This is a genomic window from Aquimarina longa SW024, assembly GCF_001401755.1.
Classification (GTDB): domain Bacteria; phylum Bacteroidota; class Bacteroidia; order Flavobacteriales; family Flavobacteriaceae; genus Aquimarina; species Aquimarina longa.
This window is the reverse complement of sequence record NZ_AVQK01000055.1, coordinates 1-8,560: the sequence shown is the minus strand read 5'-3', so window position 1 is coordinate 8,560 and position 8,560 is coordinate 1. Positions and strand designations below refer to the sequence as shown.

Here is an 8,560-nt window from a genome sequence, read left to right as displayed (position 1 = left end):
GTTATAACTCCTTCTTTGGTATCATAGGATAATTGTTTATCAATGATTCGTTGTCTATTAGCTATATTTTGTAGACTACTATAGGCATATGCTCCTTGCGCTTTTAACCAATTAATTACGGTAGAATCCTCTAGATTTTCTAAATTTCTATAGGGATCTTCAATATTTTGACCATGATAGGTATCTACTGCCACTACTGATACCGCTAATGGCGGTTTTTTGGCTTCTTTGGAGCAAGAAATTATAATGAATAGGTAGACTAGAAAGAGTTTTTTCATGAAATTAATTCTTAGTTAAAAACTCACATTTTTTTTACAATATAGTTATTCTGTACCCTTTGATACCTGTTCTGCCATCAATAAAGCATTATAGGCATTAACTATTTTACCAGATTTGGAAAGATCCGAGAAAGGAATCATTTTTTTTGTATCATCTTTTAGAGTCATCTCTACATCGATATTATATGAAATACCAGATTTCATAAGGATTTCTTTTATTTGATAAGCTTTTAGATTAGGGTAATGAGATCGTATTAATGCAGCTACTCCAGCTACTATTGGAGTTGCCATAGAGGTGCCTTGGCTATATCTATATGTGTTATTGGGTAATGTCGTATATATTTTATACCCTGGGGCAAATATATCCACATTATTTTTTCCGTAATTAGTTAGATAATATCTTAATTTTTTATCTAAAGTATAAGTACTAGCACCTACCATTAGAAAATTGTTACTTATCTCTAGATCAGTATTATCATTTGGATAATAATTATTTTCTTGTTCATCAAGATTAAGTTTATTGTTCCCTGCTGAGGTAATAAACAGAACATCTTTTTTTGCAGCATATTCTATAGCTTTATTAACCCACTGTCTGTTAATAGAAAATTGTTTTCCAGAACTCATATTAATAATTTTAGCTCCGTTATCTACAGCATAACGAATTGCCAATGCAATATCTTTATCTAATTCATCTCCATTAGCAGATATACAAAGCGCCATAATTTTGGCTTCATTAATGATTCCATCGATTCCAATAGTATTATTTCTTTTGGCAGCAAGTACACCAGATACCAATGTGCCATGATATAATTTATCTAAATTGCCTGATACATTATTGTTTCCGTAATTGGTATCTGTTATATCATTAGGGTTATCTCCTACGATTTCTCGTTCTTTATACTCTAAATTTATACTTAGTTTAAGTGCTCCCTTTGTCTGATTAATATAACCTAAAATAGATTTTTCTGAAAAACCACTATCTAAATGATATAGAAGTTTTTTTCTGTGCTTTTCTACAATTGTATCATTTGGTCTAAAATCTAAAAGCTGTTCTTTTGTAATGCTATCAGTAGATAAATATTCCTTTAGTTCTTTTTGAATTTGACGATGCTCTACTAATATGTTTTTGATTCTTTTAAGTCGATTATAATTTGAGGCTAATTTTTCTTCTAGAGCTTTAAAAGCTTTCTGATATTGTTTAAAGTCCTCTTTTAAGGTATCAGGGATATCATCTATTGTTTTGTTTTTAAATATGGTCTTAAATTCCCTAATTATTCTTACAAACTCATAATTAGTATAAATTACATTTTCGCCCTTATTATTACCCAAAAAATTCCAACCATGGATATCATCAATATATCCATTATGATCATCATCAATGTTATTATCAGGGACCTCTTTAGGATTGTGCCATATCTGATCTTTTAGATCCTTATGAGAGATATCTACTTCGGTATCAATAACTGCAATAATAACTTCTTTCCCTTTTTTACTACCTATTAATTCTCTGTACGCTTTTTCTAAACTAATACCAGGGATTGTATCGTCTATAATATCCTTATGATGCCAGTTTAGAGTTTCTTGATCCGTTAGTTTTAAATTCTTTTTGGTATTAGGTATTAAAATACTGCTTTTCTCTTTTTGGGAATAACCTAAAAAGAAAGTTAGGAATATGATTAAATATATAATTTTTTGCATGATGCTATTATAAAAGATATACCATTAAAAAAAGCTATAAAGATATAAACCTTTTACGACTGTTTTTACTTTTTTAACTGATACTCAGGATGACCTGTTTGCCATAAGGCAAATGACAGAATATTAGCATATCTTTCAAACTCTTTAAGTTTAGTATTATCTTCACCATGTCCAGTCTCAGAGTCTACTAATAATAAGTTGGGATTATTAGAAATATTATGAGCTTGCATTTTAGCTGCAAACTTTACAGAAAACCAAGCAGGTACTCTAGGATCATTTAATCCAGCGGTTAATAAAGTTGCAGGATATTTCACTCCATTTTTGATATGATGATATGCATCCATTTGTTTTAGAGCTTCGAATTCTATAGCATCTTTTATGCTACCAAATTCTTTAGTATTATTTGCTCCATTAGGCGAAAATTCTGCTCGTAATGGATTTAGCGTACCAAATTCTATTATTGATGATTTAAATAAGTCTGGTCTTTCTGTGATAGCTCGACCAATCATTATTCCACCTGCACTACCACTCCAGATTGCTAATTTATTTTTTGAAGTGAACTTATAATCAATTAAAAATTTTGCACAAGAAATAAAATCTTTCCAAGTATTAGGTTTAGTGGTTTTAAAACCTCCTTTATGCCAAGCATCTCCTTTTTCTCCTCCACCTCGTACATGAGCTATAGCATATATACCACCCTCCATAACCCATAATAATCTTCGTAGAGAAAATGAAGGATTCATTGAAGCTCCATAAGCCCCGTAACCCTCCATCATTGTAATATTATTACTATTTTTTACAAGAGGTTTTTTATATAGTAAAGATAAAGGTATTTTCTGTCCATCATGAGCAGTAACCTCTAATTCTTCAATAACAATATCTTTTAACAGGTTCTCTTCATATGATCGATTCATATTCTTTTCTATCAATTTGTTTTTCTGATATTCATATCTTTTATTTTGTGTTAACCATCCTTTCGTCTCGATATATAATTCATTATCAGCTACGCTTTTTGTTGATAGACTGATATTTCCAAAAACATAAGGGAATTTAATTTCAGTATGTGTCTTATGATTTAGTTTAAACAAGTTGGCTTTAACTCCATTTTTACTAGTTACGAAAAATAAACCTTCTTTTGTAATATTAAAATCGGTAATTATAGTATCTTTTTTCTCTTTAACAAGTACTTCTGCTGTATTAAAACTAGGATTACTTATAGAAGTTTTTCTAATCTCATAATTAGGAGCATTTTTAGATGTTCTATAGAAAATAGAATCATTTTTGATAATATAATCTTTTATTTGATCAGATTTTTTAAAAAGAAGCTTCCATTTTTTAGATGTAATTTGATCAATAGGTAAATAATAAGCATCATTATAGACTGCTACTCCAGATTTTTCTCCAATTAAATACTTATCATTTTTGTTTCCTAAACTTACTACAGGAAAATCTTCTTCCATAATACCTAGATCACTATTATGTTTTTTTGAAAAAAACTCTTTAAAATTATCTTTATTATTTCCTAAGATGTAGATTACAGATTTAGTGTTTTTAAGGAATCCTGAATCTTTTGGATCTGTAATAGGGTGATGCACATAAATAAAGCTTGAATTATCGGGCAACCAAGTTATTCCTCCTATCTCTGATGCCCATGAGTTTGTTAATAGTTCTGAATGAACCTTTTTAGAATCAACATCAACAATAATTAATTCTGAAATTTCTTTACCTTTTTCTGTTAAGCTTATTACTATTTTGGTACCATCCCAATTAGGTTGGATATAATTTATGACATATTCGGTATTCGATTCTTGTTTAAATTTTTTAGGATCATAAAGCATTTCCTCTTTTCCTTCAAAAGAGTTTCTATAATAAAGTTTAGCAACATTTTCTGAGGATTGTCTTTTTAGATAAAAATATAAATCATTAGTAGTAACACTAAGTTGTGATATAGTAAAGGTTTTTTTTGCATCAAATTTTTTTTGTTTCTCTATCAAGTAATTTGTTCTGCCAATTTTTTTAAGGTATGCTCTTGCTAGACTATTTTGCTGATCTACCCATTTTTTTACCTCAGAATCTTCTAAATTTTCAGCATTTCTATAGGGATCTTCAATATTTTGACCATGGATTGTATCTACTTTAATTTTAGAAATTAAAACATTTTTGTTTTTTTTACAACCAATGCAAAAGGATAGCAGAATGAAAAGTATTGGAGTGTATTTCATAAATTAATGATGATTGTATCTATAATATTAGTGCTAAGCTAAATCTACTCATTTACTATTTTTTACAATATAGTTATTCTGTACCCTTTGATACCTGTTCTGCCATCAATAAAGCATTATAGGCATTAACTATTTTACCAGATTTGGAAAGATCCGAGAAAGGAATCATTTTTTTTGTATTATCTTTTAGAGTCATCTCTACATCGATATTATATGAAATACCAGATTTCATAAGGATTTCTTTTATTTGAAAGGCTTTTAAATCTGGATAACAAGATCTGATTAATGCCGCTATTCCAGATACAATAGCTGAAGAGTATGAACTTCCTGTTGTGAATTTATATTTTTCCTCAAGAGGAGAGGTTGTATATATATTATGACCTGGAGCAAAAAGATCTACATTGCTTTTTCCATAATTACTCGAAGATTTTTTTAGGTTTTTATCTAAGGAATATGTGGATGATCCAATTAGTAAAAAGTTATTAGAAATTTCATTTCCTGTGGAATATTCCGTATCATTAACATGGTATATATTTTGGTTATCCAGATTTCTTGATTCGTTTCCTGCAGAACTTACAATTAGAACATCTTTTTCTGAAGCATATTTAATTGCTTCATTTACCCATTTTTTATTAATAGAAAAGTCTTTTCCAAAACTCATATTTATTATTTTTGCACCATTATCAACAGCATATTTGATTGCTAAAGAAATATCTTTATCATTCTCATCACCAATTGGTGATACGCTTAGAACCATAATTTTACAATTATTAAGGATTCCTTGAGCTCCTATGTTATTATCCCTAGTACTTGCTATAACACCTGTAACATTTGTTCCATGGTAGAGAATTTTGGAATACTTATTTACGATATTATTCCCATATTCATTATCTGCTAAATTGTTAGGATCATCTCCTAGGATACTTCTATCATTATATTTAAAATTCATTAATTTTGATAATCTTTCATCTGCAGTTTTTTTTGTTTCAATAATCCAATCTTTGGATAAATTATATTTGAGATAATCATACATGAAATATATTAATTTGCCGAGTTCACTATTTTCTTTATGAACTTTATATAAGCTGTCAACTTGTTGAAGTGTATAATTTTCTTGAGGAAAGAATGTTTTTAATAATTTCTTTGATTTAGGATAGTTTCTTACTAAAAAGTCTGCATATTCTTGCTCTTTTTTTGCAAATTTTAATTTTTTTTCATAAGATTTTTGTGCCTGTTTATAAATAAGAAAATTAGCTTTTTGTTTTGAGCTAATATGTTCCTTTCTTTTATTTTTAAAAGTGCTATCAAATTTTCTTATTACTCTAACAAACTCATAATTAGCTCTTATAATATTTTCTCCTTTAGAATTACCTAAAAAATTCCAGCCATGAATATCATCAATATAGCCATTATTGTCATCGTCAATATTATTATCAGGTATTTCTTTAGGATTATTCCATATTTGATCTTTTAAATCTTCATGATTAATTTCTACTTGTTGGTCAATAATTGCAATAATAACATTATCGAGTTTTTTTTTATTTAAAATCTTTTTATAAGCTTTATCTAAACTAATACCAGGGATTGTATCGTCTATAATATCCTTATGATGCCAGTTTAGAGTTTCTTGATCCGTTAGTTTTAAATTCTTTTTGGTATTAGGTATTAAAATACTGCTTTTCTCTTTTTGGGAATAACCTAAAAAGAAAGTTAGGAATATGATTAAATATATAATTTTTTGCATGATGCTATTATAAAAGATATACCATTAAAAAAAGCTATAAAGATATAAACCTTTTACGACTGTTTTTACTTTTTTAACTGATACTCAGGATGACCTGTTTGCCATAAGGCAAATGACAGAAAATTGGCTACTTCTTCATTTTTTTTAGACTTGGTAGTACTTAACCCATGACCTCCCTCAAAATCTACTAAGAATAAGACTGGTTTTTCAGAAGCAGTAGCTTTTTGCAGCCTAGCAGCAAATTTTCCGGGTATCCAAGTAGTTACTCTAGGATCATTCATCCCTGCTGTTAATAATAAAGCAGGATACTTGACACCATTCTTTATATTATGATAAGAATCCATTTCTAATAAAGCTTTAAACTCATTTATTTTTTTAACCGTTCCAAATTCTTTTATATTATTCTTACCATTTGGAGCAGTTTCTGATCTCAATGGATTCATCATACCAGCTCTTATCATAGCAACATTAAATAAATCAGGTCGTTCAGTAATGGCTCTTCCAATAAGAATTCCACCTGCACTTGCACCCCATGCCGAAATATACTTAGAGGAAGTATATTTTTCTGAAATTAAATATTCTGTACAGGCAATAAAATCTTTCCAAGAATTAGATTTTGTTTCTTTATACCCTCCTTTATGCCATAAATTCCCTTTTTCACCTCCTCCTCTTACGTGAGCTATAACATATATTCCTTTTTGCTTTATCCATTGTTCTATATAGTTACTTAATCTTGGCTTGAACGTTGTTCCATAAGCACCATAACCTGTCATTAGAACTCTATTTTTTCCATTTAATTCAATTCCTTTAGAATAAATAATTGATAATGGTACTTTTTCTCCATCATGAGAAGTAATTTCTTCTTCTTTTATTACTATATTTTCTAAACTAGTGTTTTCTTGGAAATTATTCAGCGGTTCTTTTTCAAAAGAGTTGGTCGCATAATCATAACGATATCGTTCTCTTTTTGAAGCCCAACCTTCTATCTCAATCCACAAATCATTATAATTAGCATTTTTTGATAACACATTAATATATCCTGATGGTTTTGGAATAGAAATATTTTTTATTTTACCTTCTTTTAAATGATATAATTTTGCTTCAACTCCATTGCGAGTTTTTACAAAAAATAAACCTTGTTTTGTTAAGGTTATATCAGTAATAGTAGCCAATGAATCTTCTTCAATCAGTATCTTAGGATTATCTATATTAGGATTTTTAAGAGATGTCTTACAAATTTTAAAATTCGATGCTCCTTTAGCAGAAAGGTAAATCATAGTATCTCCATCTACAAAAAATCTTTTTATTAAATCCTCTTTTTTGAAAAGAGTTTTCCATACTGGTTTTTTCTCTTTTAAGGAGCCTATAGAGGTGTAATAATAATCATAAAAAGGACTAGCTCCTGAAACATTACTAAAGATGTATTCGTCATGTTGATTTTTTATGATAACCTCTGGGAAATCTTCTTGCTTAAAACTTATTTCCGGATTGTTTTTTCTTGAAAAATAGACATTTAATTTCTTGGGATCTTTCCCTAGTTCATATAGCACAGTTTCAACATTTAAAAGATATTTTTCTGCGGTACGATCTATAACTGGTATATGTTCATAGAAAAAACCAGAGTTATCTGATAACCATCTAACACCTCCAAGAGCAGAAGGCCAACAATTTTTTATAATTTCTGGATCTATTTTTTTACTTTGAGTATCTAAAATTATTATTTCTGAAATTTCTTTGCCCTCATTAGTAAGGCTAATCACAATTTTAGATCCTTCCCAATTTGGCTGAATATAATTGATTAAGTAAGAATCATCCTCCTTGTTAAACGTTTTGGGATCAAAAAGAAGGTCTTCTTTTCCTTTGAATCCTTTTTTATAATAAAGTTTGTAATTAGTATCCTTTCCTGTTTTTTTTAAATAAAAGTAACGGTCATTATTAGTTACTTTAACCTTTTTAATTAAGTAAGTATCGTTTTGATTTTTTGAATTTAATTCATCGAATAATGAATTATGTGAAGAAATTGTATTTAGAATATTGTTAGAAATTGTATTTTGATTTTTATACCATCCAATAACTAAACTATCTTTTTCATTTTCCATAAGTCTATATGGATCACTAATTTTTTTCCCAAAATATTTATCTACTGCATTTGTTTCTGGAAAATATAAAACTTCTTGATCCACAACTTCTTTTTTACAACTCAAAACTAAAATCAACAAATAAAAGACACCTTTTTTCATATATAATAAACTAAAAAATACAAATGCAGTTTTACTGCATTTGTATCCCAATGTTAAAACTTTATTCTAAGAGGGTTTAATACCTCGAGGCTTGCCTCGTTAGTAAATGCTTAAAGTTTGAAAACGTGTTTTCATAAAATGTTCCGCGGGTTTACTTCAGAGAAATTTACTTATATAAACTATGCTACTCCTTTAACTTATACTCAGGATGACCTGTTTGCCATAAGGCAAAAGCAAATACATCTGCATATTTACCATATCGTTCTAACTTACTATTATTCATTCCTCCATGACCATCCTCAAAACTTACTCCGAATAGAATAGGATTATCCGAGGCATTATACGCCTGTAATCTGGCAACAAATTTTGCAGGATCCC

The 8,560-nt window shown here is 28.8% G+C and carries 5 protein-coding genes and 1 pseudogene; all 6 read right to left on the bottom strand.

Annotated elements, in window-relative coordinates:
* Window positions 1-278 (bottom strand): annotated as a pseudogene (locus N456_RS08480) (hypothetical protein); the annotation flags it as partial.
* A gap of 45 nt (window positions 279-323) precedes the next feature.
* Window positions 324-1,976, bottom strand: coding sequence for a S8 family peptidase (locus tag N456_RS08475; protein ID WP_062055914.1), 1,653 nt, complete (start codon window positions 1,974-1,976; stop codon window positions 324-326).
* Between the two features lie 65 nt (window positions 1,977-2,041).
* On the bottom strand, window positions 2,042-4,198 hold the full coding sequence (locus N456_RS08470; RefSeq protein ID WP_062055912.1) for a prolyl oligopeptidase family serine peptidase: 2,157 nt from the start codon (window positions 4,196-4,198) through the stop codon (window positions 2,042-2,044).
* Between the two features lie 73 nt (window positions 4,199-4,271).
* Window positions 4,272-5,942, bottom strand: a complete 1,671-nt coding sequence (locus tag N456_RS08465; protein WP_062055909.1) for a S8 family serine peptidase — start codon at window positions 5,940-5,942, stop codon at window positions 4,272-4,274.
* 65 nt (window positions 5,943-6,007) lie between these two features.
* Window positions 6,008-8,125 carry a prolyl oligopeptidase family serine peptidase gene (locus tag N456_RS08460; protein WP_158447858.1) on the bottom strand — a complete coding sequence of 706 codons (2,118 nt, stop codon included), beginning with the start codon at window positions 8,123-8,125 and terminating at the stop codon, window positions 6,008-6,010.
* 241 nt (window positions 8,126-8,366) lie between these two features.
* A partial coding sequence (locus N456_RS24350; RefSeq protein ID WP_158447857.1) for a hypothetical protein occupies window positions 8,367-8,560 on the bottom strand: 194 nt, incomplete at its 5' end.

Bases quoted from the DNA above. Each gene is read 5' to 3' on its own strand.
- N456_RS08475 (WP_062055914.1), bottom strand. From the start codon at position 1,976: ATGCAAAAAATTATATATTTAATCATATTCCTAACTTTCTTTTTAGGT.
- N456_RS08470 (WP_062055912.1), bottom strand. From the start codon at position 4,198: ATGAAATACACTCCAATACTTTTCATTCTGCTATCCTTTTGCATTGGT.
- N456_RS08465 (WP_062055909.1), bottom strand. From the start codon at position 5,942: ATGCAAAAAATTATATATTTAATCATATTCCTAACTTTCTTTTTAGGT.